Raw genomic sequence first — 20,655 nt, 5'->3', positions numbered from 1 at the left:
TCATCCGAGCGTGATCGCCGCGTCAACCCTTTTGGAGGACGGAATCCCATGCGGGGAATTATTCGGGTAGACGATACGCATACCCACGGCGGCCGGGTCGAATCCGGCGCCCGGAAAAGCACGGTGATGGGGCGCGCGGTCGCTCGTATCGGCGACGCGTGCTCGTGTCCGATTCATGGTGCTGGCACGATTGCCGAAGGCGACCCCGCCTTCGACATCGAAGGCCAGTCCGCCGCGTTCGACGGCCACAAGACTTCGTGCGGCGCGGAATTGATCTCGTCACTTCAACATTCGGGGCGAGTCTGAATGCCGACGACCCGACGCATGACCGCCGAACAGTTCCGGCTGTTGCGGATGCAGGATACGCGGATCAAGCCGCTGAACCAGTGGGCCTTGCATGAGATTTTCGTGAAGGGCAGATCACAACGGGCGCTGGCCGCCGAACTCGGCATGACGCACTCCGCGATGTCGCAACTTGTACGAAAAGCCTGGCGACGCTATCTGGAACTGCCGTGCAACGCCGCTCGCTTCACGACGCTCACGGTCACGATTCCGTCGAAGTACGAGCAAGCGCTGCTGGCATGGGTGCGGGATGCACACCGGTTATCGACCCAGTCCGGCCCTGATCCGACGACGTGATCGCGACGATTCTGGCCGGGCGAATCCATGTAGAAGATAATTCCACCATCCAATACCAAGGGAAAACGAAATTCCACTTCGGTCCGAATCGCCAACCAATTTTGGATCCTTTTTCCCTTCTGTCCCCCGTATCATTTCCGTCACTACGCAATCAGCAAGAGACGGACATGAGCGATACCACCGCGCTGCACTACCTCGACTACGCAGCCACCACCCCGGCCGATCCCCGCGTGATCGAAGCGATGACGGCCTGCCTCGGCTTCGACGGCATCTTCGGCAACCCCGCATCCAGTTCGCACGCGGCCGGCCGGCTCGCGAAAGACAAGGTCGAGCATGCCCGTGCGCAGGTCGCCGCACTGATCGGCGCGCACGCCGACGAGATCGTCTGGACGTCCGGCGCCACCGAATCGAACAACCTCGCGCTGAAGGGCTATGCGGAAAACGCGACCGGCAAGCGCCACCTGATCACGAGCCGCCTCGAACACAAGGCCATTCTCGACACGATGGCGAACCTGTCGAAGCACGGCATGCAGGTCACCTTCCTGACGCCCGACGCCCACGGCGAAATCACCGCCGACGCAGTGGCGGCCGCGATCGGCCCCGACACCGGCCTCGTGTCGCTGATGCTCGTGAACAACGAAATCGGCACGCTGACCGACATCGGCGCGATCGCCCGCATCGTGCATGCCGCCGGCGCGCTGCTGCACGTCGACGCCGCGCAGGCGCTCGGCAAGACGCCGATCGACGTGCGCGCGCTCGGCATCGACCTGATGTCGATGTCCGCCCACAAGGTGTACGGCCCGAAGGGTATCGGCGCACTGTTCGTCCGCCGCGAGATCGCCAGCCGGATCGCGCCGCAGATTCACGGCGGCGGCCACGAGCGCGGGTTGCGCTCGGGCACGCTCGCCACGCATCAGATCGTCGGCATGGGCGTCGCATGCGAACTCGCCGCGGAAAAACTCGACAGCGAAGCCGCGCGGATCGCGGCGCTCGGTGCGCGGCTGACCGACGCGCTGTTCGCGCTCGGCGACATCACGCAGAACGCGCCCGCCGCCCGCCGCATCCCGCACACGCTGAGCCTGACGGTGCATGCGCCGGGCTTCTTCCCGTCCATGCTCGGCGAAGCGCTCGCCGTGTCATCGACGTCCGCATGCAATTCGATGAGCGGCGCACCGTCCCACGTGCTGACCGCGATCGGCCTCGATGCGGAAGCAGCCGGCCGCACCGTGCGCATCAGTTTCGGACGTTTCACGACCGAACAGGACGTCGACTTCGCGATCGCCTGTTTCGCGCGGGCGATCGAGCAATGCCGGGCCGCGGTGGCGACCGGCTTCACCGCGTCGCGGCAGATCACGCCGGCCGACCTGAAGGCGATCCGCAACGCGGGCTTCCGCGCGGTGATCTGCAACCGGCCGGATGGCGAAGGCGACGACCAGCCGACGTTCGAGGAGATCGCCGCTGCCGCGCGCGAACTCGGCATGGACGCGCGCTACCTGCCGGTCGAGCGCGACCGCATCGGCGACGCGGAAGTCGACGCGTTCGGCGCACTGGTCGACGCGCTGCCGAAGCCGGTGCTCGCGTATTGCCGCAGCGGCAGCCGCTCCGGCATGCTGTGGAATCGGCTGTCCGAACGACGGACGGCCTGAGGCGCCCCTCCGCCACGACGCCTGCCCGCTGCGTTCACGCATGAAGCCGATGCTTCGCTGCGTGTCCGCCGGGCGGCGGCGATCACAACCGCATCACGCCCCTTCATCGCCGTTCACCGGCGTATAGATCGCGAGCTTCAGCGCGGGATCGTCGTTCGCCTGAAACGTCGCGTACTCGTAGCGCTGCGTGCCGCGTTGCGCATGCACGAGCACCTTCTCGCCCGACACGCCGCTGCGCACGTCGTGCGCATCCCACCATTGCGCGAACTCGGCGCTGCCGGCGCGCAAGCGCGCGACCAGTTCGACGAACGCCGGATCGCTCGCGTAGAGATCGTGGTTCGTGCGAAACAGCGCGATCATCCGGCGCGCCTCGTCGGCCCAGCTCGCGGCGAACAGCGCGCGCGCATGCGGCTCGACGAACATGTAGACGAGGATGTTGCGATCGGCCGGCGCCAGCCGGTCGAAGCCGAGCAGCTCGGCCGCGGCCGCATTCCACGCGAGGATGTCCCAACGCCGGCCCGTCACGTACGCTGGCTGCTGAAGATGCGCGACGAGCCGCGCGATGGTCGGCGGCACGCGCTCCGGCACGAACGCACGTAATGCATCGCGCCGCGCGAGCATGCGCAGATGCGCGGCTTCGACCTTGTCGAGCCGCAACGCGCGCGCCAGCGCATCGAGCGTCGCATCCGACGGGCTTACGTCGCGCCCCTGTTCGAGCCGCACGTACCAGTCGACGCCGATGCCCGCCAGTTCCGCCACCTCCTCGCGCCGCAGGCCCGGCGTGCGCCGGCGCGGGCCGTCGTGCAGGCCGACGGCATCCGGGCGCAGTTTCTTGCGCCGCGAACGCAGGAAATCGCCGAACGGGGTTCGCGTGGTGACGGTCATCGGGTTCGCTCCGGGCAGGGTGGTATCGGCCAATCCTGGGCTCGCGCCAGGCCTTGTTGGCGATTCTAAGCCTGCCAGAATCGACGCGTCCCTCCCTCTCAGGAAGCGTCATGAAAGCTGCGATTCTGAAGTCGCTCGGCAGGCCGCTCGCGATCGAAACAATGCCGGACCCGGTGCTCGGCACCGGCGAAGTCATCGTGGATGTCGTCGCGACGCCGGTTCTGTCCTATGCACGGGAAGTGTTCAACGGCGAGCGCCGCTATCCGATCGAGCTGCCGATGGTGCCCGGTTGCGGCGCGATCGGCCGGGTCCGGCAAACCGGCCCCGACGCGACGCGGTTGCAGCCGGGCGACTGGGTGTTCTGCGACCCGACCGTGCGCTCGCGCGACGATGCGCGGATGCCCGACATCGTGCTGCAGGGCTGGAGCGCGCGCGGCGAAGGCGGCAAGCAGTTGCAGCGCTACTTTCACGACGGCCCGTTCGCCGAGCGGCTACGCGTGCCGACCGAGAACGCGGTGCGCATCGGCGCGATCGCGCCGGGCGACGCCGCGCGCTGGTGTGCACTCAATACGCTGCTCGTGCCGTACGGCGGCCTGCTTGCGTCCGACCTGCGCGCCGGCGAAATCCTGCTCGTCAGCGGCGCGACCGGCAATTTCGGCAGCGCGTGCATCGCGGTGGCGCTGGCGATGGGCGCGCAATGCGTGGTCGCGCCCGGCCGCAATGCGCGCGTGCTCGCGGATCTCGAACGCCGCTTCGGGAACCGCGTGCGCACGGTCGAGCTGACCGGCGACGAAACCGCGGACCGCACCCGCATGCAGCAGGCGGCGCCGGGGACGATCGACTGCGTGATCGACCTGATGCCGCCGTCGGTACCGGCCACGATAGTGCGTGCGGCCGTGATGGCCGTGCGTCCGTACGGCCGCGTGGTGCTGATGGGCGGCGTCGGCATGCTCGGCGGCGCCGGGCTCGATCTGCCGTATCCGTGGATCATGCGCAACGACATCACGCTGCGCGGCAAATGGATGTATCCGACGGAAGCCGTGACGCTGCTGGCCGGGCTCGTGCGCGGCGGGCTGCTCGATCTCGGGCAATTCGACGTGACGGTCTTCGCGCTCGACGACGCGAACGACGCGGTCGCGCATGCGGCGGAGAACGGCGGGCCGTTCAGGATGACGGTGATCGCGCCGTAGCCGAACACCGCGCGCTCAGGCGTCGATCCGCGATTGGGACGGGATGGAATGGGCCGCCGAGCCTACCGAGTCGCGAGGCGTCCTGTCCCGATCCTCGGCTCGCGGCGTGGCTGAAATCAACGCGACGGGCGGCCGGTGCGATGGAAAGCCGCACCGGCCGCCGCCCTGCCCTGCTACGTCACTCGTCCTGCTGTTCCTGCTGCGCCTGCACCTGCCGCTGCCGGATGAACTGCCGTACATCGCTCAGCGTCACGCGGCCGGTGTGCTTCGTGTCGATCTCGTCGAAGTGCTTCGACACGAAGCCGAGCCCGCTGCTCTGCGCCTGCGCCTTCGTCACGGCCGCGCCGTTGCTCAGCACGGTATTGCCGCCGAGCCGCGCGTCGACGCGCTGTTGCGCCTGCTGCTGCAACGTCGCGCCGGTCGACGGCAACACCGGCGCCGCCCGCGTGGCCGGAAAGAACGGACCGTCGACACCGCGCCCGCCGTGCGGCAGCTTCACCGGCGCCACCGCCTGCGGCGGCAACGCGTAGGCACTGCTCATCACGGCACCGAGCACGATCAACGGAGACATACGCCGCATCAATTGGATTAGGGACATGATCGCTCGCATTCAATGGATGAAGAGAGGGTTCCTCTGACGGGGCGCCCGTCGCTCAAGGCGCTGCCGCCAGCGTCGTCGCGGCCGTCGCCCCGGGGACGCTGCCGGTCGGCACGCCGGGCGGGTTTTCATCCGGCCACGGCGGCGGCAACATGCGCAGCGTCAGCGCCGTCGGAATCCGCGCGCCCTTGTAGAACGTCTGCAGATCCCGCTTCATCAGCGGACGGGCGACGTCGTCCAGGTAAGTCATGTGTCCGCCCTGGAAGAAGTTCACCTGCAGCTTCGGATTCAGGCCCTTCACCGTCTGCAGCCGCGCGAGCTGCTTCTCCGTGTTGAAGAACGGCGTCGCGAGATCGTGGTAGCCGTTCTCCGCGAGCACGCGAAGCTTCGGGTTGAGCTGCAGCGCGCCGAGCAGATCGGGGATCGTGTCCGGCATCGGCTGGCCGTCGTGCGAGAAATCCCAGACGCCGATGATGTTGTCGTTCAGCGGCAGGTACGTCGCGTTCGGCGCCGTATAGCCGAGGTAGTCCGGCATCTGCGTCGCGAGCGCGTTCGTGAACGGCTGCGAGATCAGGATGTCGGACGGATCGCCGTCGTTCTGCAGCCGCGGGTCCGAGTTCGGCAACGACACGCGCCCGTCGTACCGGCCGATCGTCGTGCCGGGCAGCAGGCTCGTGCCGAACGGATTCGCGTTGAAGTAGCCGCGCAGCGCCTGCTGCGTGAGGCTCGACGGAATCGACCACAGCCTGAGCGTCGCATCGCTCGGGAACACCGGCGTGCCGAGCGCGTCCGGAATGCCGAGCTGGCTCAACACCCACGACTGCGAGTACTTCTGCAGCTGGTTGTAGATCAGCGTCGTGAACAGTTCCGTCTGCAGTGCGTACAGATCCTGGTTCACCGGCGCCGGCGACACCTGGTTGAAGTATGCGGCGACCGCCGCGTAGCCGGGCAGATAGCCGGCCACCGTATCGGTGTCGAGCAGCAGCCCTTCGGTCGACTGCGTGATCGCCACCGCTTCGACCGCATCCGCGAAGTAGTTCAGGATCGACGACTGCAGCACGATGCCCGTCAGGTGCACGCCGGCCGATTCGAGCGCGAGCGCGAGCATGTCGGTACGCGGCGTGCCGTACGATTCGCCGTACAGGTAGATCGGGGACGCGCCGCGGCCGTTGACGTTCAGGTAGCGCTGGATGAAGTCGCGCATGATGTTCACGTCCGCGTCGGAACCCCAGTACTTCTGGTTGGTGTTCGGCAACACGGCTTCCGACAACCCGGTGCCGGGCGGGTCGATGAACACGAGGTCGGTGGTGTCGATCAGGCTGTCCGCGTTGTCGACGAGCGGATAGTTCGGCCAGTTGTTGCCGAACAGCGGATCGGGCGTGGCCACGCGGGTCGGCGCGAACGAGCCGAGCCGCAGCCAGATCGACGACGAGCCGGGCCCGCCGTTATAGACGAACGTGACCGGGCGCGGCTTGCCGTTCGTGCTGGGCGCGGTGTACGCGACATACGACATCGACGCCTCCGGATTGCCGTTCGCGTCCTGCGCGGTCAGGTGACCGGTGGTCGTCGTGTAGTCGATCGTCTTGTCACCGCCTTTCCACTGGTAGTGCATGACGGCCGCCTTCTCGGACACCTGCGACGGCGCGAGGCCGTCGGTCGCGTTCATCGAGTATGCGACCGGGTCGACGTACGGCTGGTTGGCCGCCGGCGTCTGGGTGCCGGCCGCCTGCGCGCTGGCCTGCTGGCTCGCCGTGGCCTGAGCGAGGCTCGACGCGCCGACGGACGACGAATCGTCGCCGCCGCACGCCGCGAGTACCAGTGTCATGGTGGTCAATGCGCCTAGCCCGGCCAGCCGGCCGCGACGAACACGGCGGCTGCCGGTACTGCTCCTGTCTGGTTTCATCTCTTTCCTTTGGCTTCGGATACCGCGTCACAAAGGCCGCCAACGCCTGCGGCACGCGCAGGCCGACCCGCCACTCGCGTTGCACGGTCGGCTATCGGCGGTTGGGGATGGGACTACTCGGAGACTGAACTTGATACAGAACACAGCAAACTGCTGGCGAGAATGGTGCTCGGACGCGCCCCCTGCAGTTTGGCCAACTTTTTGTATTACCGAAATTTACGACATGACAAAAATAGGCGGTGCTGCGCCGCGTTGTCAAAGATCATTCGGATATTAAAAATCCCGCAATGATGCGAAGGGCGGACAGTGTCTGGATTTTGAAAGAAAGCGGGATTATTCGTGAAAGGCGATATCTATCGGCAATGCCGCATCGAATATTTTAATTTTTTCGCATAACACGGAAGCCTCTCCTGCATTGGCATAGAGCTGATCCGGCCGTCGGATCGACAGGTCTACTCTTTCAATTTTATTATCGTCCATCGATTAGGGCGATGCGACAGCATGCGCACGCCCTTCGATGATTCGTTTCACTTCAATTGCACTTCAATCGAAGTAGTGATGTGCACTGCATCATCCATAAAATACCGATTCGATTAATTATTAACGGAATTATTTACCCGATATTCGAACGGCTTTCCGGAACGGGCGGCGACGCACGGCATTGCCGCCCATCGCGCCCGTCGCACAGACTCACGCCACGATTACTTCCCGCCGCCCGGCAGCGCGATATCGATCAGCACCGGATCGTGATCCGACGAACGATACGCATCCGGCGCGTAGAACGTCTTCTGCTGCTCGGCCGACTTGTAGGCGAGCGTGTACTGCAGCGCGACCGGCTCGTCCGCGTTGATGTGCCATTCGTGCACGGCCTTCACGTGCGATGCGAGCGGCAGCGTCGCCAGTGCGTGGTCGAGATAGCCGGCTTCGCCGTTGTACACGTAGCTGTACGCGTTCGCACCGATCCAGCGCGCGACGAGGTTGCGGTAGCCGCGCGATTCGAGCGTGCGGATCGGGTCTTCGTACGTGTAGCTGTTGAAATCGCCGATCAGCAGCACGCCCTGGCTCTTGATGCCCGTCGGATTGCCCGCGAGCCAGTCGGCCACCTTCGCCGCCGCGCGCGTGCGCGTCGGGTTCCAGCAGCCCTGGCCATCGCCTTGGTCGAGATCGTCGTTCGCGGCGTCCGGGCAGTTCTTCGACTTCAGGTGGTTCACGGCCACCGTCAGCGCCTGCTTGTTGCCGCCGACCAGCCGGAACGACTGCGCGAGCGGCTGGCGGTTCTTGTCGTCGATCGCGAGCGTCGCCGCGCGCCCGACCGGCTCGACCTTGCGGCTGTCGTAGATCATCGCGACCGCGATCGCGTCGCCGCCGAGCCGCGACGTGCCCGGATCGACCACGCGCCACTGACTGCCGAGCTTCGCCGCGAGCTGGCGCACCGCGCTCAGTTCGCCGTAGCCGTTGTTCTGGATTTCCATCAGGCCGATCACATCGGCGTCGATCGCCTTCAGCGCGCTCACGATCTTCGCTTCCTGGCGCTGGAATTCCTGGAAGGTCTTCGCGCCGCGGTTGTTCGGATCGTCGAAGCCGCCGCCGAGCCCGTTGCCGTTGAAGTAGTTCAGCACGTTGAACGACGCGACGCGCAGGTTCGACTTCGGATCGCGCGCCGGTGCGTTCGTACGCGGGTTCGGACGCGCGTCGAACGCCGGCGCGGCCGCGCCGGGCAACGGCTGCACGCGCCATGCGCCGTAACGCACTTCGAGCACGCCTTCGACGTCGCGCACGGTATAGCCCGCACGCAGCGTGTTCGCGGCCGACAGACCGGGCGCCGGATACGGCACGGTTACCGGGTTCTGCTTGTTCGAGCCGTCGTCGAGGATCAGGCGGTTGCGCGCGTTCGCGTCGATCTGCGTCTGCGCTTGCGCCGGCGGCACGACGCTCGTCGGCGTACGCAGGCGGCCGTTGCTCAGCATCACGCTGCCGTAGCGGCCGAGTTCGTAGTTGTCGGTGACGCTCAGCGTCTGCGGCAGGCGCACGAGCATCCCTTCGTACGCGGCGAACGCGTTCGGGCTGTCGACCGGCAGCGTGAGCGTCGCGGGCGTGACCGTCTGGCCGTTCGCGCACACCGCAATCGCGCCCGATAGCGTGAGCTGCGTCTGCCCGTATTTCTCCTCGACCTTGCCCGTCACGTGCACGAGATCGCCGGCCTTCGCGCGTGCTTTCGGCGCATAGACGAACAGGCCTTCGGATACGCCCGGCTGATTGCGGCGCTGCGCGTCGGCCTGCTGGACGAAGAAGCCGCCGAAGCCGTCCGCGCCGCCGAAATCGGCGGTGACGACGGCTTCGATCGACGCGTTCTGGCCCGCGAGCGGCGACGGCGCGCCCGCCCCCTGGATATCCGCGATCGGCGTCGTGCTGCCGCCGCAGTTGGCGCTCACGGGTGCGGCGGTGGCGGCGAATACCGGCGCTGCGAGCGTCGGGAGCAGCAATAGCGGGGCAAACAGGCGGATTGTCGAGCGCATGACGGGAATCCCGGTTGTGAGGGTGGCGAAAGCTTAGCGGCGCTCGATGACAGTTTTTGGTAATCGGCAGACAGGCCGATGTAATTGCGGTCATCGCGCCGTGATCGCCATGCGTCGCACGGTTCGACTTTGAAATCGCCGAGAGAATCGTTCGACGAAAATCCGCCGCGCTACACGGTCCGCGGCAGCGCGCGCGACACGAGCACGGCCGCCACCATCAGCACGCCGCCGAGCACGACCGCGTCGATCCGCAGCACCGTGCCGAACCGCTTCGACGCGCCTGCCGATATCGCGGCAAGGTGGAGGTTGCGAGCCGCGACGGGCGCACGACGTCCGCGCTCCACTTTCCGCGCGGCACGAACGGCCACGCATGCGCCGCCGCGTTCGGCGCTAGCGATCCTGCAGGGTGCCGAACGACGTGCGAACGCACACGAGCAGCGCGATGGTCGCCGCGCTGAATGCGGCCCCCGCGTAGAACGTGGCCGCGGCGCCCGCCCGATCCCACAGGGCACCCGCGACGACGCTCGACACGAGCGTCACGATGCCGCTGATCAGGTTGAACACGCCGAACGCCGTTCCTCTCAGTTCGGCCGGCGCGGCATGTGCGACCATCGTCGCGAGCAGCCCTTGCGTCATCCCCATATGGAGACCCCACAGCGCGACGCCGACGAGCACGGTCGGCCAGCGCGCGCCGTGCGCGAGCACGATGTCGGCCGCGATCAGCAGGCCGAGCCCGACCACCATCAGCTTCGTGTGGCTCGTCGTATCGGCGAGCTTGCCGAACGGGTAAGCCGATAGCGCGTACACGACGTTCATCGCGACCATCACGAGCGGCACGAGCGCGACGGGCACGCCGCTGCCCATCGCGCGCAGCACCAGGAACGCCTCGCTGAAACGCGCCAGCGCGAACACGCCGCCCACGGCCACGACCCACCAGTAGCGGGCGCCGAGTTGCGCGACGACCTCGCGGCGGATCGGGTTCACGCGCTTCTCGCCCGGCGCACGCGCCGGTTCGTCGATGCCGAACGCGAGCAGCGCGACGGCCAGCACGCCGGGGATCACGGCCAACCAGAATGCCAGGCGGAAATCGTCGCGCCACGCGAGCATGATGGCGACGGCCAGCAGCGGCCCGAGGAACGCGCCCACCGTGTCGAGCGACTGGCGCAACCCGTACGCGGCGCCACGCAGGTGAACGGGCGTGACGTCGGCGACGAGCGCATCGCGCGGCGCGCCGCGAATCCCCTTGCCGACGCGGTCGACGATTCGCGCGGTCACCACGACGCCGATCGTCGGCGCGATCGCGAACAACGGCTTGCTGAGCGCGCCGAGCGCGTAGCCGGCCACCGCGAGCCATTTGCGATTGCGCAGGTGGTCGCTCAGCGTGCCGGAGAACACCTTGACGACCGGCGACGTCGCCTCGGCGATCCCCTCGATCAGGCCGATCGTCGTCGCGCTCGCACCGAGCCCCGCCATCAGGAACATCGGCAACAGGCTATGGATGATTTCGGACGACACGTCCATCAGCAGGCTGACACAGCCGAGCACCCACACGCTGCGCGGAATCTGGCGAAGAATGCGGGTCGACGAGTCGGTCTGCATGGGGCGCTCCGGGTTCAGGAATCCTGACGCTGAATGCCTGTGATGCTACCGCACGCCGTGACCCTGATCACAGGCTGCGGGAAGCGCGCTCGCTATTCCGGCGTGTCGCGCCGGAGCTTCGCCTGCCGGCGCGGGCGATCGTTGAGTATCTGGTGCCGGCGATGGTCGGTCAGCTTCTTCCAGTCGCGCGCCTCGTCGCGCGTACGCAGGCAGCCGACACAAAAGCCCGTGCGGCCGTCGAACGCGCACAGGTCGATACACGGCGATTTCACGGCCACGATCAGGCCGCCTTCGCGGGTGCCAGCACTTCGACGGTCACGTGCGACATGCCGTCGAAGCCCGCGAGCAGCGCATGGTAGAAACGCGCATCGCGCGCGGTGTCGGCCGATACGACCGACACGATCGCACTCATGTGGCCGGGGCCCACGCGCCACACATGGAGGTCGTTGACGTGGTCGCCGAGCGCCTCGATCGCGCGGCGCACGTTGTCCGTCAGCTTGCGATCGACGTTGAGGTCGAGCAGGATCCCGCCCGTGTCGCGCATCAGCCCGTACGCCCAGTTGGCGATCACCAGCGCGCCGACGATACCCGCGAGCGGGTCCATCCAGAGCCATCCGAACGCGCGCGCGAGCAGCAGGCCGACGATCGCCAGCACCGACACGGCCGCGTCGGCGATCACGTGAACGTAGGCCGAGCGGATGTTGTGGTCGCGATGCGCGGCCGAGTGCGAACCGTGATCATGATGCGCGTGGTGCGCGTCGTCGTGGTCGTGCTCATGATGGTGGCGGTCGTGCCCATGCGCGTGATGATGCCCGTGTCCGTGCCCATGCCCATGATGGTGATCGCCGCTCAGCAGCCACACGCTGGCGAGATTCACGGCGAGCCCCAGCACGGCGATCGGAATCGCTTCGTCGAAGCGAATCGGCACCGGCGCCAACAGGCGCGCGACCGCCTCATAGCCGATCAGCAACGCAATCATCGCCAGCACGATCGCGCTCGTGAAGCCGGCGAGGTCGCCGAGCTTGCCGGTGCCGAACACGAAGCGCGGATCGTCGGCGTGCCGCCGCGCATATGTATAGGCCAGCGCGGCGATCAGCATCGCGCCCGCGTGCGTCGACATGTGCAGCCCGTCGGCGACGAGCGCGAGCGACCCGAACAGCGTGCCGCCGACGATCTCGGCGATCATCATCGCCGTGCACAGGCCGATGACCATCCACGTCTTGCGCTCGTTGCGCGCGTGTGCGGCGCCCAGAAACGCGTGACTGTGCACGCCGCCGGGCGCCGTGCCGTTGAATTCGTTCATGTTTCGATCCGCTTACTTGAAATAGCTGTGGACGACCTCGATGAGCTGCTCGGTCGCGCTGCCCTCGTGGGCGTCGGGCGTGTCGGCATCGACGAGATGCGACCGGATGTGGTCTTCCAGCACGACGGCCAGCAGCCCGTTCGTCGCGCCGCGGCAGCTCGTGATCAGTTGCAGCACGTCGTTGCAGCCGCGCTCTTCTTCCAGCGCGCGCTCGATCGCTTCGACCTGTCCCTTGATACGGCGCACGCGGTTCAGCAGCTTCTGTTTTTCGCGAACGGTATGGCTCATCGATGGCTCCTGTATAGGGTAGGGGAGTATATCTCCAACAGGCCGACCCTATAGGGAGGAGGGGTATATTGTCGAGACGAAGGCTTGTCGAAGGAAAACCGCTCGGCTAGACTGCTTTCCGTCTTTGGGGAGTAGCCTGCTTTCCGTCCCCCGGAAAGCGAACGCGTCAACACACTCGGCCTGCGGCCGTGGCGCGTTCGGCCTGAACGGCTTGGCGAGACCATCGGCACGTCGCGTCGTTCCTGGTCGGACGGCGGCGGATGTGTCATGGTTCGTCAGCGTCCGACCACGGAGCCCCCATGTTCGTCCCCGCTCGCCTGTCCCACGCCGCCGCTGCCCGCGGAGGTGCCGCATGACCTTCATGTTTGTCGAACTCGCGTTCATGCTGGTCGTCATCCTCGTCGCGGCCGAAGTCTTCACCAATGCGCTCGAGCATCTCGGCGAACGCCTGAAGATTTCCGAAGGCGTGACCGGCTCGCTGTTCGCGGCCGTCGGCACCGCGCTGCCCGAAACGATGGTGCCGCTGCTCGCGCTGGCCGGCGGCACGTCGAATCGGGCCGTCAACGAGGAGATCGGCGTCGGCGCGATTCTCGGCGCGCCGCTGATGCTCGCGACGCTCACCACGTTCCTGATGACGCTCGCCGTGATCCGCTCGCGCGGGCTGCGCGGCACGATCACGCCCGAACGCACGGGCTTCGTGCGCGACATGAACACGTTCCTCGCCGCGTTCTCGCTGGCGACCGTCGCGATGTTCGTCCCGCATCACAACTGGGCCGTGCGTGCGCTGCTCGCCGCGATGCTGGTCGGTCTCTACGTGATGTACGTCGTGATGACGTTCCGCGCGTCGACCGGGCTCGTCGATGCCGGACACGGCACCGAGGCGCCGCACGCGATGTTCCTGTCGCGCGTCGGCCTGCCCACCACCCTGGCGACGATCGTGCTGCAACTGCTGATCGGCGTCGCGCTGCTGGTCGGCGGGGCGAAAGGCTTCATTCACGGCGTGGAAGGCGTATCGCACGCGCTCGGCGTGTCGGCGCTGCTGCTGTCGCTGATCATCGTGCCGATCGCGACGGAACTGCCGGAAAAGGTCAACAGCGTGCTGTGGATCCGCCGCGGGAAGGACACGCTCGCGTTCGGCAACATCACCGGCGCGATGGTGTTCCAGGGCACGCTGCTGCCGGCGATCGGCATCATGCTGACGCCGTGGGAGCCGCGCCCCGAGGTGCTGACCGGCGTGGTCATCACGCTCGCGGCGGCGGCCTGGCTGCGCATCCATGCGCGCACGCGCGGGCTCGCGACCTGGGCGTTGCTCGCGAACGGCGCGGGTTATGCGGGGTATCTGGCGCTGACGCTGGCGCGCTGAATGGGTCAGGCCGCGTTCGGCCGCGCATCGGCCTGCAACACCTGCCGCACGGCCGGCCGCTCCCGCACCCGCTCGTACCACGCACGCAGATGCGCATGCCGGCTCAGGTCGATATCCGCGTTGTACACCGAGCGCATCCAGTCGGCCTTTCCCCAGCCGGTCAGCGCGAACAGGTACGCATCGGCGACGGTGAACGTGTCGCCCGTCAGGAAAGTGTTGCCGTCGAGCTGGCGGTCAATCCACGCGAAGCGGCCGTCGAGCTTCCGCCGCACGGGTTCGACGTACTTCCCCGCCTGCACCGCATACAACAGCGGAATGAAGCCCTTGTGGATCTCGGTGCCGAGAAAGTTCAGCCATTCCATCAGCCGGTAGCGCGCGAGCGTGCCATAAGCGGGCGCGAGCGCGGCTTCCGGACGCTGGTCCGCGAGATACTGCGCGATCACCGGCCCTTCGCGCAGCATCGTGCCATCGTCGAGTTCGAGCAGCGGCACGTAGCCGAGTTCGGTCACGTCGTAGTAATCGCGGCCATCCTCGACGACATGCCTGCGCGCGTCGACCTTGACGATCTCGGCGTCGATATCGCTTTCGCGCAATACGATGCAGATCGCCTGCGAACAGCTGCCGGGAGCGTGATAGAGCTTCATGCGTTTCCTTCGTGGGTTGTCCATGTATCGATTCGCCGCGACGCGGGCGCTAATATCTCGCATCGGCGCGGCGCTGAGAAGACGGCAGTCGTTTGTGCCGTAGTCACAAAAAATTTACCGACCAGGATTCGGCACGATGAAAACGAGTGCGACAGGATGTTCCGTTGAAGAAGCGATGCGCCTGCTCGGCGGCCGCTGGCGGCTGCTGCTGGTGTCGTATCTGCTCGACGGCCCGCGCCGCTTCAGCGACCTGCGGCGCGACATGCCGGGCATCTCGCAACGCATGCTGACGCTCGACCTGCGCGCACTGGAAGACGCCGGGCTCGTGCGGCGCACCGTCTATCCGGAAGTGCCGGTGCGCGTCGAGTACGATCTGACCGCGGACGGCGACCGGCTGCGGCCGGTGGTCGACGTGATGCGCGAATTCGGGCTGTGGCTGAAGGCGCGCGACGCGCGGGCCGACGCGACGCCCGACACCGCGGCTGCGAGCGAAACCACGATGCACGCCCGCCCCTAACCCTTCAGCAGGAACGACATTCATGGAACTTCACGCTACCGTCGGCGCGGCCACGTCCGACATCGACGACGACGAAAGCTTCGCCAACATCTACTGTCACGATGCGGAGCAGGACTATTGCTTCGCGTTGTCGCGCTTTCCGGACGACACGCTGATCGAAGTGATGGTGCGCGACCAGATCAACCTGCGCGTCAAGGATCTGTCGGTGCGGCTGACTGACGACACGATCGACGTCGAGATCGAACCGGGCATCGCCGCGCGTCTCGACGGCCAGACGCGCTACGTGATCCATCTCGCGCCCGGCCAGTACGATCCGGTCACGCTGCGCGCCGCGCTGAAGGAGATCTTCGTCGGCAAGAGCGGCTATCGCGACGACAGCACGCCGCGCTGACCGGTCGCCCACCCGTTTTCCTTCGCCACGACGCCCGCTCATGACGCGCTCCCCGCGATTCCGCCCGCTTCCCCGTGTCGCCGCGCTGCTGTTCGCCACGTGTGCGTCGATCGCACCCGCCGCGCACGCGGCCAAGCCGCTGCTCGAGTTCAAGGTCGACGACACCGTCACGGCCCGCGTCGAGCGCGCGAACGGCGCGCACGTCACGGTCCGTTTCCTGCCGAGCGGAAAAACGCAGACGCTCGACGTCACGGCCGCCGACGAGGAAGGCCGCTATCACCTCGCGACCGACGACTACAACTTCGACGGTCGTCGCGATCTCGCGATGCGCGCGATGCTCGGCATGGTCAACGAGCAATACGGCATCTACCTGTACGACGCCGCGCGCCAGCGGTTCGAGCCGCTGAAGATGCCGGCGGGCGACGGGCCCCACGGCAATTGCGACGCGCTGATCAACGTCGAAGCGAAGCCGAAAGCGCGCACGCTGTACAGCTCGTGTCGCGGTGGCCCGATCTGGTACACCGATGCGTACCGTTTCGACGGCACCGGCAGGATGTATCTGTATCAAACCAGCGAAGCGGTCCCCGACGACCTGCGCGATCTGCTCGACGGCGAATCGGGCCCGTCGTCGATGCTGCTCACCTATGACGAGCACGGCAAGCGCGTGTCGCGCCGCCCGCAGGGTCATGACGGCGGCACGGTCGCGTTCAAGGTACGCCCGGCGCGCCTGCCGCTGCACGATGCGATGCGTGCTGCGCCCACGCGCCGCTACGTCGTCGCGGGCGACAAGGTGGAGCTGATCGATGCGAGCGACGATTTTCAGTGGTTGAAGGTGCGATATCGCAACCCGCGCGCCGGCGCCGTGCAGGGCTGGGTCAGCACGAAGGAGGCGATGGCCGACTGATGCAGGATGCGCTGCCTTCGTCGCCCTGTCCCACATACTGAACGCAAGACGTCCCATTAATAGGGATGCCTGCCCAAATGTTGACGCACGCCGCGCCACGGCTCTAACGTTCGCCCCAACGCCATTCGATTCGGCCGCCTCGTTCGCGAGCGCCGGCCGGAACATAGAACACAGGAGACGACCGTGGCCCAATCCGCGTCACGCACCCATGCCAACCCGCCGGAGCGGCCATCCGCGCACCCCGGCGCCTTACCCGAATCCCGATCCGCCGCCCGCGCGACAGCGACCGCCACCACGCCGCCGAGCCGCAAGCGGCTGCTGATCCTCGCGCTGCTGTTCGTGACCGTCGTGATCAACTATCTCGACCGCAGCAACCTGTCGATCGCGGCGCCGGAGCTGTTCAAGGAACTGAACATCGATCCGGTCCGCGCGGGCCTCGTGTTCTCCGCGTTCGGCTGGACCTATGCGCTGATGCAGATTCCGGGCGGCTGGCTCGTCGACAAGGTGTCGCCGCGCGTGCTGTATGCGGGTGCGCTCGCGCTGTGGTCGGCCGCGACGCTGCTGCTCGGTTTCGCCGGCTCGTTCGTCGGGCTGATCGTGCTGCGCCTGGCGGTCGGCGCGCTCGAAGCGCCGGCCTACCCGATCAACAACCGCGTGGTGACGACGTGGTTCCCGACCCGCGAACGCGCAAGCGCGATCGGCGGCTACACGTCGGGCCAGTTCGTCGGCCTCGCGTTCCTCACGCCGGTGCTCGCGTGGCTGCAGGTGCATCTCGGCTGGCACATGGTATTCGTCGCGACCGGTCTCGCCGGCATCGCGTGGGCCGCGATCTGGTATGCGGTGTATCGCGAGCCGCGCGCGTTGCGCGGCGTCAATGCGGCCGAAATCGCGCTGATCCGCGACGGCGGCGGGCTCGTCGATCTCGAGGACCGCCTCGCGGCGCGCAGCGAGCGCGCGCCGTCGACGTGGCGCGATCTCGGCGTCGTGCTCGGGCGGCGCAAGCTGTGGGGTATCTACCTCGGCCAGTTCGCGCTGAACTCGACGCTGTGGTTCTTCCTCACGTGGTTCCCGACCTACCTCGTCAAATATCGCGGGATGGACTTCATCAAGTCGGGCTTCCTCGCGTCGCTGCCGTTCCTTGCCGCGTTCGTCGGCGTGCTGTGCTCGGGCGTGCTGTCGGACTGGCTGATGCGGCGCGGCGCATCGCAGGGCTTCGCGCGCAAGCTGCCGATCATCTCGGGGCTGCTGATCTCGACCTGCATCATCGGCGCGAACTACGTGACGTCCACGGGCTGGGTGATCGCGTTCATGACGATCGCGTTCTTCGGCAACGGCTTTGCATCGATCACGTGGTCGCTCGTGTCGGGGCTCGCACCGGCGCGACTCATCGGCCTCACGGGCGGCGTGTTCAACCTGGTGGGCAACCTCGCCGCGATCGCGACGCCGATCGTGATCGGGCTGCTGGTCGACGGCGCGGACTTCTCGCACGCGATCACCTACATCGCCGCGATGGCGCTCGCGGGCAGCCTGTCGTACGGGCTGCTCGTCGGCAAGGTCGAGCGCATCGACGCCTGAGTTTCACATGGACGGCACGTCGAAGCCGAACGTCGCAGTGCAGCCATCGGAATCGCTCGTCTGCCGATCGACAAAAGCGCGGACGAAGTGACGCGTTTACACTACCCCGGTATGCTCCGCTTCAGGGGGCAAGCGCTGTTTTGCGGGGCAAACGGGTCGGCATGACGATCGACGGTGTTTCCCCCTAATGACGTTGCGTGCGTCGATCGCTACAATCGCGCCGCTTTTCACCGGGGACCCGCATGCCGCTCGACGTGAACCCCTTTCACCCCGACGCCGACCGCTTCAACGTGTCGTTCAAGGCATTGGGCGAGCTGATCGAGACGGTCGGCACGCCGCACTTCGTGCCGCGCCTCACGCAACTGCTGAACGATGTCGTGCCGCTCGACGTCGCGCACGTCGAGCGCTCGCGCGCCGACGCGACGATGCCGACCGGCTTCCGCTGCGAATGGATCGGCAGCAGCGGCATCGGTACCGAAACCGCCGAAATCGCCGACGTGATGACGCTCTACTACGAGCGCTTTCTCGACAGCGACCCGCTGTTCGCGGGGCTGCGCGGCAAGGCGGGCACGATGCTCGTCGTGCGCGACATCGCGGCGATCCCGCCCGGCGAATTCCGCCAGCGGCTGTTCGACGACGTGCATATCGGACATGAATGCGTGCTCGCACGCGGCACGCGCCATTCGCAGCATTCGATCGCGCTGGAGCGCGGCCGCGACCGGCCGCCGTTCACGCTCGCCGAGATGAACCGCTTCCGCAGCATCAGCGACATGCTGTTTCCGCTGCTCGAACTGCATGCGTCGACCACTGCCGCGCGGCGCGTCGCCCATCCGACACCCGACGTCCATCCGCTCCGGCAATTCGACGCGCGGCTCGCGGCCGACGGCATGAAGCTGTCGAAGCGCGAATACGAAACCTGCAAGCACCTGCTGTTGGGCAAGACCGTGCCGGAAACCGCCGGGATTCTCGGTGTGCGGGTCACGTCGGCCGAGTCGTACGTGAAGCGCGCATTTGCGAAGCTCGGCGTGCGCACGAAGCGCGAGCTTGCCGCGTGGGGTTCGGCGGCTGCCGCCCTGCCGCAAACGGACCGTTCGACGACGCCCGGTTGACCGCGCCATCCCCCCGAAGACAGGACACCGACCTATGGACCGAGCCGAACACATCAGCATCGAACCGGCGATCGCGCTTGCCGCCGACGAACTGGACGGATGCGATTTCTCGTTCGACATCGCGTGGGAATTGAACGCGCCGTATCAGGACTTGCTCGATCTGCGCGCGCTGCCGGCGCGGCGCAAGGACTACGGCTTCGATCCGGCCGGCCGGGCGAGCGCAGCGTCGGGCCGGACGGCGCTCTTTCGCGCGACGGCCGGCGAGCGGCTGGCCGGATTCGTCGCGATCGAGGAAAGCTGGAACGGCATGGCCGAGATCGCGGAGCTGGCCGTCGACCGCGTCTGCCGGCGCCAGGGTATCGGGCAGCTCTTGCTGGCGGCCGCGCAAGCGTGGGCACGCAGCCACGGGTTCGGTTTCATGCGGCTCGAAACACAGACGAACAACGTCGCGGCCTGCTCGACGTACGCACGCGCGGGCTTCGCGCTCGGCGGCCACGACCGCCTCCTGTACGCCGACGGCGAGAACGCCGGGGAAGTCGCGCTGTTCTGGTACAAGAACCTGCGCGACGGCCAGACCGCGCGAAGCCGCACGGTCGACCCGGCATCGGTACAGCCGGCGCGCTGACGCGCCGCCATCCGTCGCGTCAATGCGGTGCCGTTGCCGCGTTACTTGCGCGTCGCCACGACGAACAGGCGCGGGAACGGCAACAGCACCGTCCCGTCGTCCTGCACCGGATAGCCACTCGGCCCGGCCAGCGCGTCGCGATAGCGCGCGAGGAACGCGCGCTGTTCGGCCGCGTCGAGCGCCGTGAGGAACGGCCGCAGCGCGCTGCCCTTGAACCATTCGACGACCGCATCCGTGCCGCCGCGCAGTGGGTGGTAATAGGTCGTGCGCCACACGTCCACGCGCGAACAGAGCGGCGCCAGCAGCGCGTGGTAATAGCGCGCATCGAATCGCTCGGTGCGCGCCGCGCCTTTCAGCTTGTCGGCCCACGGCCCGGCCGCGGCGACTTCGCGCATCAGCCGGTGCGCGGGTTCGTCGAGGTTGTCGGGCATCTGCACCGCGAGATGGCCGCCCGGCGCGAGGCGGCCGACCAGCTTCGGGAACAGCGTGTCGTGTGCCGGCACCCATTGCAGCACCGCATTCGACAGGATCAGGTCGTAGCCGCCCGGATCGTCCCAGGTGGACACGTCGGCCAGGTAGAAACGCAGCGCCGGCAGGCGCTTGCGCGCGGCCGCGATCATGTCCGCCGACGCATCGATCCCGTGGATCGTCGCGTCCGGCGCGCGCGCGATCAGCGCTTCCGTCGAATTGCCCGGCCCGCAGCCGATATCGATCGCGGTATGGATCGGCGTCTTCGGCACGGCGGCCAGCAGGTCGCGCACCGGCCTGGTCCGTTCGTCCTCGAACTGCACGTACTGGGTCGCATATTGATCGAGCGGGGTCGTCACGATAGATCTCCTTGTCGGCGTGGGCAGCTTCCGGGCATCCCGGCAGGGAGGCAGCGGGCCGCCGATGCAGCGCATTCTGCGACTGCACCCGACCTTCAGTAAAATGAATTTAATATCGTGATTGATTCAAAAT

21 protein-coding genes, 1 pseudogene and 1 riboswitch are annotated in these 20,655 nt (G+C 67.1%); of the genes and pseudogenes, 11 read left to right on the top strand and 11 right to left on the bottom strand.

The annotated features are described in order from the left end of the window. The first annotated feature begins 48 nt into the window (after positions 1-48). The 3 genes from HWX62_RS05290 to HWX62_RS05280 all read left to right on the top strand — a co-directional run bounded on the left by HWX62_RS05290 (position 49) and on the right by HWX62_RS05280 (position 2,285). Positions 49-306, top strand: coding sequence for a PAAR domain-containing protein (locus HWX62_RS05290; protein ID WP_175930212.1), 258 nt, complete (start codon positions 49-51; stop codon positions 304-306). Positions 307-324: 18 nt separating this feature from the next. Beyond that, positions 325-639, top strand: coding sequence for a TrfB-related DNA-binding protein (locus HWX62_RS05285; RefSeq protein ID WP_244135971.1), 315 nt, complete (start codon positions 325-327; stop codon positions 637-639). Between the two features lie 167 nt (positions 640-806). Continuing rightward, positions 807-2,285, top strand: coding sequence for an aminotransferase class V-fold PLP-dependent enzyme (locus tag HWX62_RS05280; protein WP_175930214.1), 1,479 nt, complete (start codon positions 807-809; stop codon positions 2,283-2,285). Positions 2,286-2,378: 93 nt separating this feature from the next. Here HWX62_RS05280 and HWX62_RS05275 read toward each other — a convergent pair whose 3' ends face one another. After that, positions 2,379-3,170 carry a helix-turn-helix transcriptional regulator gene (locus HWX62_RS05275; protein ID WP_175930215.1) on the bottom strand — a complete coding sequence of 264 codons (792 nt, stop codon included), beginning with the start codon at positions 3,168-3,170 and terminating at the stop codon, positions 2,379-2,381. A 110-nt stretch (positions 3,171-3,280) separates the two neighbouring features. Between HWX62_RS05275 and HWX62_RS05270 the strand changes: the two genes are divergently transcribed. Beyond that, the gene (locus HWX62_RS05270) at positions 3,281-4,360 is read left to right on the top strand and encodes a zinc-binding alcohol dehydrogenase family protein (protein WP_175930216.1); all 1,080 of its coding nucleotides are present in this window, start codon (positions 3,281-3,283) and stop codon (positions 4,358-4,360) included. A gap of 178 nt (positions 4,361-4,538) precedes the next feature. Here HWX62_RS05270 and HWX62_RS05265 read toward each other — a convergent pair whose 3' ends face one another. The 8 genes and pseudogenes from HWX62_RS05265 to HWX62_RS05230 all read right to left on the bottom strand — a co-directional run bounded on the left by HWX62_RS05265 (position 4,539) and on the right by HWX62_RS05230 (position 12,567). Next, on the bottom strand, positions 4,539-4,931 hold the full coding sequence (locus HWX62_RS05265; protein ID WP_244135970.1) for a 2-oxoglutarate dehydrogenase: 393 nt from the start codon (positions 4,929-4,931) through the stop codon (positions 4,539-4,541). 82 nt (positions 4,932-5,013) lie between these two features. Beyond that, on the bottom strand, positions 5,014-6,861 hold the full coding sequence (locus HWX62_RS05260) for a peptidase S10 (protein ID WP_175930218.1): 1,848 nt from the start codon (positions 6,859-6,861) through the stop codon (positions 5,014-5,016). Positions 6,862-7,562: 701 nt separating this feature from the next. Continuing rightward, positions 7,563-9,377 carry an ExeM/NucH family extracellular endonuclease gene (locus HWX62_RS05255; protein ID WP_175930219.1) on the bottom strand — a complete coding sequence of 605 codons (1,815 nt, stop codon included), beginning with the start codon at positions 9,375-9,377 and terminating at the stop codon, positions 7,563-7,565. 170 nt (positions 9,378-9,547) lie between these two features. Further along, a pseudogene (locus HWX62_RS05250) lies at positions 9,548-9,655 on the bottom strand (copper resistance protein CopD); the annotation flags it as partial. Positions 9,656-9,767: 112 nt separating this feature from the next. Then, positions 9,768-10,976 carry an MFS transporter gene (locus tag HWX62_RS05245; protein ID WP_175930220.1) on the bottom strand — a complete coding sequence of 403 codons (1,209 nt, stop codon included), beginning with the start codon at positions 10,974-10,976 and terminating at the stop codon, positions 9,768-9,770. A 92-nt stretch (positions 10,977-11,068) separates the two neighbouring features. Then, a complete protein-coding gene (locus tag HWX62_RS05240; RefSeq protein ID WP_175930221.1) occupies positions 11,069-11,254 on the bottom strand; it encodes a DUF1289 domain-containing protein in 186 nt (61 codons plus the stop codon). A gap of 2 nt (positions 11,255-11,256) precedes the next feature. Beyond that, positions 11,257-12,279 carry a CDF family Co(II)/Ni(II) efflux transporter DmeF gene (gene dmeF / locus HWX62_RS05235; RefSeq protein WP_175930222.1) on the bottom strand — a complete coding sequence of 341 codons (1,023 nt, stop codon included), beginning with the start codon at positions 12,277-12,279 and terminating at the stop codon, positions 11,257-11,259. 12 nt (positions 12,280-12,291) lie between these two features. Further along, positions 12,292-12,567 carry a metal/formaldehyde-sensitive transcriptional repressor gene (locus HWX62_RS05230; RefSeq protein ID WP_175930223.1) on the bottom strand — a complete coding sequence of 92 codons (276 nt, stop codon included), beginning with the start codon at positions 12,565-12,567 and terminating at the stop codon, positions 12,292-12,294. Between the two features lie 114 nt (positions 12,568-12,681). Then, positions 12,682-12,850: riboswitch (yybP-ykoY riboswitch) on the top strand. A gap of 69 nt (positions 12,851-12,919) precedes the next feature. On the opposite strand from HWX62_RS05230, the gene HWX62_RS05225 reads away from it, so the two are divergent. After that, positions 12,920-13,930: a sodium:calcium antiporter gene (locus tag HWX62_RS05225; protein ID WP_175930224.1), complete on the top strand. Its 1,011-nt coding sequence runs from the start codon at positions 12,920-12,922 to the stop codon at positions 13,928-13,930. A 5-nt stretch (positions 13,931-13,935) separates the two neighbouring features. On the opposite strand, the gene gstA is transcribed toward HWX62_RS05225, so the two are convergent. Beyond that, a complete protein-coding gene (gstA, locus tag HWX62_RS05220) occupies positions 13,936-14,574 on the bottom strand; it encodes a glutathione transferase GstA (RefSeq protein WP_175930225.1) in 639 nt (212 codons plus the stop codon). 136 nt (positions 14,575-14,710) lie between these two features. Between gstA and HWX62_RS05215 the strand changes: the two genes are divergently transcribed. The 6 genes from HWX62_RS05215 to HWX62_RS05190 all read left to right on the top strand — a co-directional run bounded on the left by HWX62_RS05215 (position 14,711) and on the right by HWX62_RS05190 (position 19,695). Beyond that, the gene (locus HWX62_RS05215) at positions 14,711-15,091 is read left to right on the top strand and encodes a helix-turn-helix domain-containing protein (protein WP_175930226.1); all 381 of its coding nucleotides are present in this window, start codon (positions 14,711-14,713) and stop codon (positions 15,089-15,091) included. A gap of 22 nt (positions 15,092-15,113) precedes the next feature. After that, positions 15,114-15,482: a hypothetical protein gene (locus HWX62_RS05210; RefSeq protein WP_175930227.1), complete on the top strand. Its 369-nt coding sequence runs from the start codon at positions 15,114-15,116 to the stop codon at positions 15,480-15,482. 40 nt (positions 15,483-15,522) lie between these two features. Further along, the gene (locus tag HWX62_RS05205) at positions 15,523-16,386 is read left to right on the top strand and encodes an SH3 domain-containing protein (protein ID WP_175930228.1); all 864 of its coding nucleotides are present in this window, start codon (positions 15,523-15,525) and stop codon (positions 16,384-16,386) included. A gap of 183 nt (positions 16,387-16,569) precedes the next feature. Beyond that, positions 16,570-17,961, top strand: coding sequence for an MFS transporter (locus HWX62_RS05200; RefSeq protein WP_175930229.1), 1,392 nt, complete (start codon positions 16,570-16,572; stop codon positions 17,959-17,961). Positions 17,962-18,203: 242 nt separating this feature from the next. Further along, complete coding sequence (locus HWX62_RS05195; protein ID WP_175930230.1) at positions 18,204-19,070, top strand: helix-turn-helix transcriptional regulator; 867 nt, start codon at positions 18,204-18,206, stop codon at positions 19,068-19,070. Positions 19,071-19,104: 34 nt separating this feature from the next. After that, positions 19,105-19,695: a GNAT family N-acetyltransferase gene (locus tag HWX62_RS05190; protein ID WP_175930231.1), complete on the top strand. Its 591-nt coding sequence runs from the start codon at positions 19,105-19,107 to the stop codon at positions 19,693-19,695. A gap of 41 nt (positions 19,696-19,736) precedes the next feature. Here HWX62_RS05190 and tam read toward each other — a convergent pair whose 3' ends face one another. Continuing rightward, a complete protein-coding gene (tam, locus tag HWX62_RS05185; RefSeq protein ID WP_175930232.1) occupies positions 19,737-20,522 on the bottom strand; it encodes a trans-aconitate 2-methyltransferase in 786 nt (261 codons plus the stop codon). Between the last annotated feature and the right edge of the window lie 133 nt (positions 20,523-20,655).

Origin of the sequence: Burkholderia sp. BCC0506, from assembly GCF_902833145.1 — a bacterium.
Lineage (GTDB): Bacteria > Pseudomonadota > Gammaproteobacteria > Burkholderiales > Burkholderiaceae > Burkholderia.
Note: the sequence above shows the minus strand (reverse complement) of the source record. Positions and strands in the feature narration are given on the sequence as shown.

Coding starts and splice junctions, on each gene's coding strand:
- HWX62_RS05290 (WP_175930212.1), top strand. CDS start 49: ATGCGGGGAATTATTCGGGTAGACGATACGCATACCCACGGCGGCCGG.
- HWX62_RS05285 (WP_244135971.1), top strand. CDS start 325: ATGACCGCCGAACAGTTCCGGCTGTTGCGGATGCAGGATACGCGGATC.
- HWX62_RS05280 (WP_175930214.1), top strand. CDS start 807: ATGAGCGATACCACCGCGCTGCACTACCTCGACTACGCAGCCACCACC.
- HWX62_RS05275 (WP_175930215.1), bottom strand. CDS start 3,170: ATGACCGTCACCACGCGAACCCCGTTCGGCGATTTCCTGCGTTCGCGG.
- HWX62_RS05270 (WP_175930216.1), top strand. CDS start 3,281: ATGAAAGCTGCGATTCTGAAGTCGCTCGGCAGGCCGCTCGCGATCGAA.
- HWX62_RS05265 (WP_244135970.1), bottom strand. CDS start 4,931: ATGTCTCCGTTGATCGTGCTCGGTGCCGTGATGAGCAGTGCCTACGCG.
- HWX62_RS05260 (WP_175930218.1), bottom strand. CDS start 6,861: ATGAAACCAGACAGGAGCAGTACCGGCAGCCGCCGTGTTCGTCGCGGC.
- HWX62_RS05255 (WP_175930219.1), bottom strand. CDS start 9,377: ATGCGCTCGACAATCCGCCTGTTTGCCCCGCTATTGCTGCTCCCGACG.
- HWX62_RS05245 (WP_175930220.1), bottom strand. CDS start 10,976: ATGCAGACCGACTCGTCGACCCGCATTCTTCGCCAGATTCCGCGCAGC.
- dmeF (WP_175930222.1), bottom strand. CDS start 12,279: ATGAACGAATTCAACGGCACGGCGCCCGGCGGCGTGCACAGTCACGCG.
- HWX62_RS05230 (WP_175930223.1), bottom strand. CDS start 12,567: ATGAGCCATACCGTTCGCGAAAAACAGAAGCTGCTGAACCGCGTGCGC.
- HWX62_RS05225 (WP_175930224.1), top strand. CDS start 12,920: ATGACCTTCATGTTTGTCGAACTCGCGTTCATGCTGGTCGTCATCCTC.
- gstA (WP_175930225.1), bottom strand. CDS start 14,574: ATGAAGCTCTATCACGCTCCCGGCAGCTGTTCGCAGGCGATCTGCATC.
- HWX62_RS05215 (WP_175930226.1), top strand. CDS start 14,711: ATGAAAACGAGTGCGACAGGATGTTCCGTTGAAGAAGCGATGCGCCTG.
- HWX62_RS05210 (WP_175930227.1), top strand. CDS start 15,114: ATGGAACTTCACGCTACCGTCGGCGCGGCCACGTCCGACATCGACGAC.
- HWX62_RS05205 (WP_175930228.1), top strand. CDS start 15,523: ATGACGCGCTCCCCGCGATTCCGCCCGCTTCCCCGTGTCGCCGCGCTG.
- HWX62_RS05195 (WP_175930230.1), top strand. CDS start 18,204: ATGCCGCTCGACGTGAACCCCTTTCACCCCGACGCCGACCGCTTCAAC.
- HWX62_RS05190 (WP_175930231.1), top strand. CDS start 19,105: ATGGACCGAGCCGAACACATCAGCATCGAACCGGCGATCGCGCTTGCC.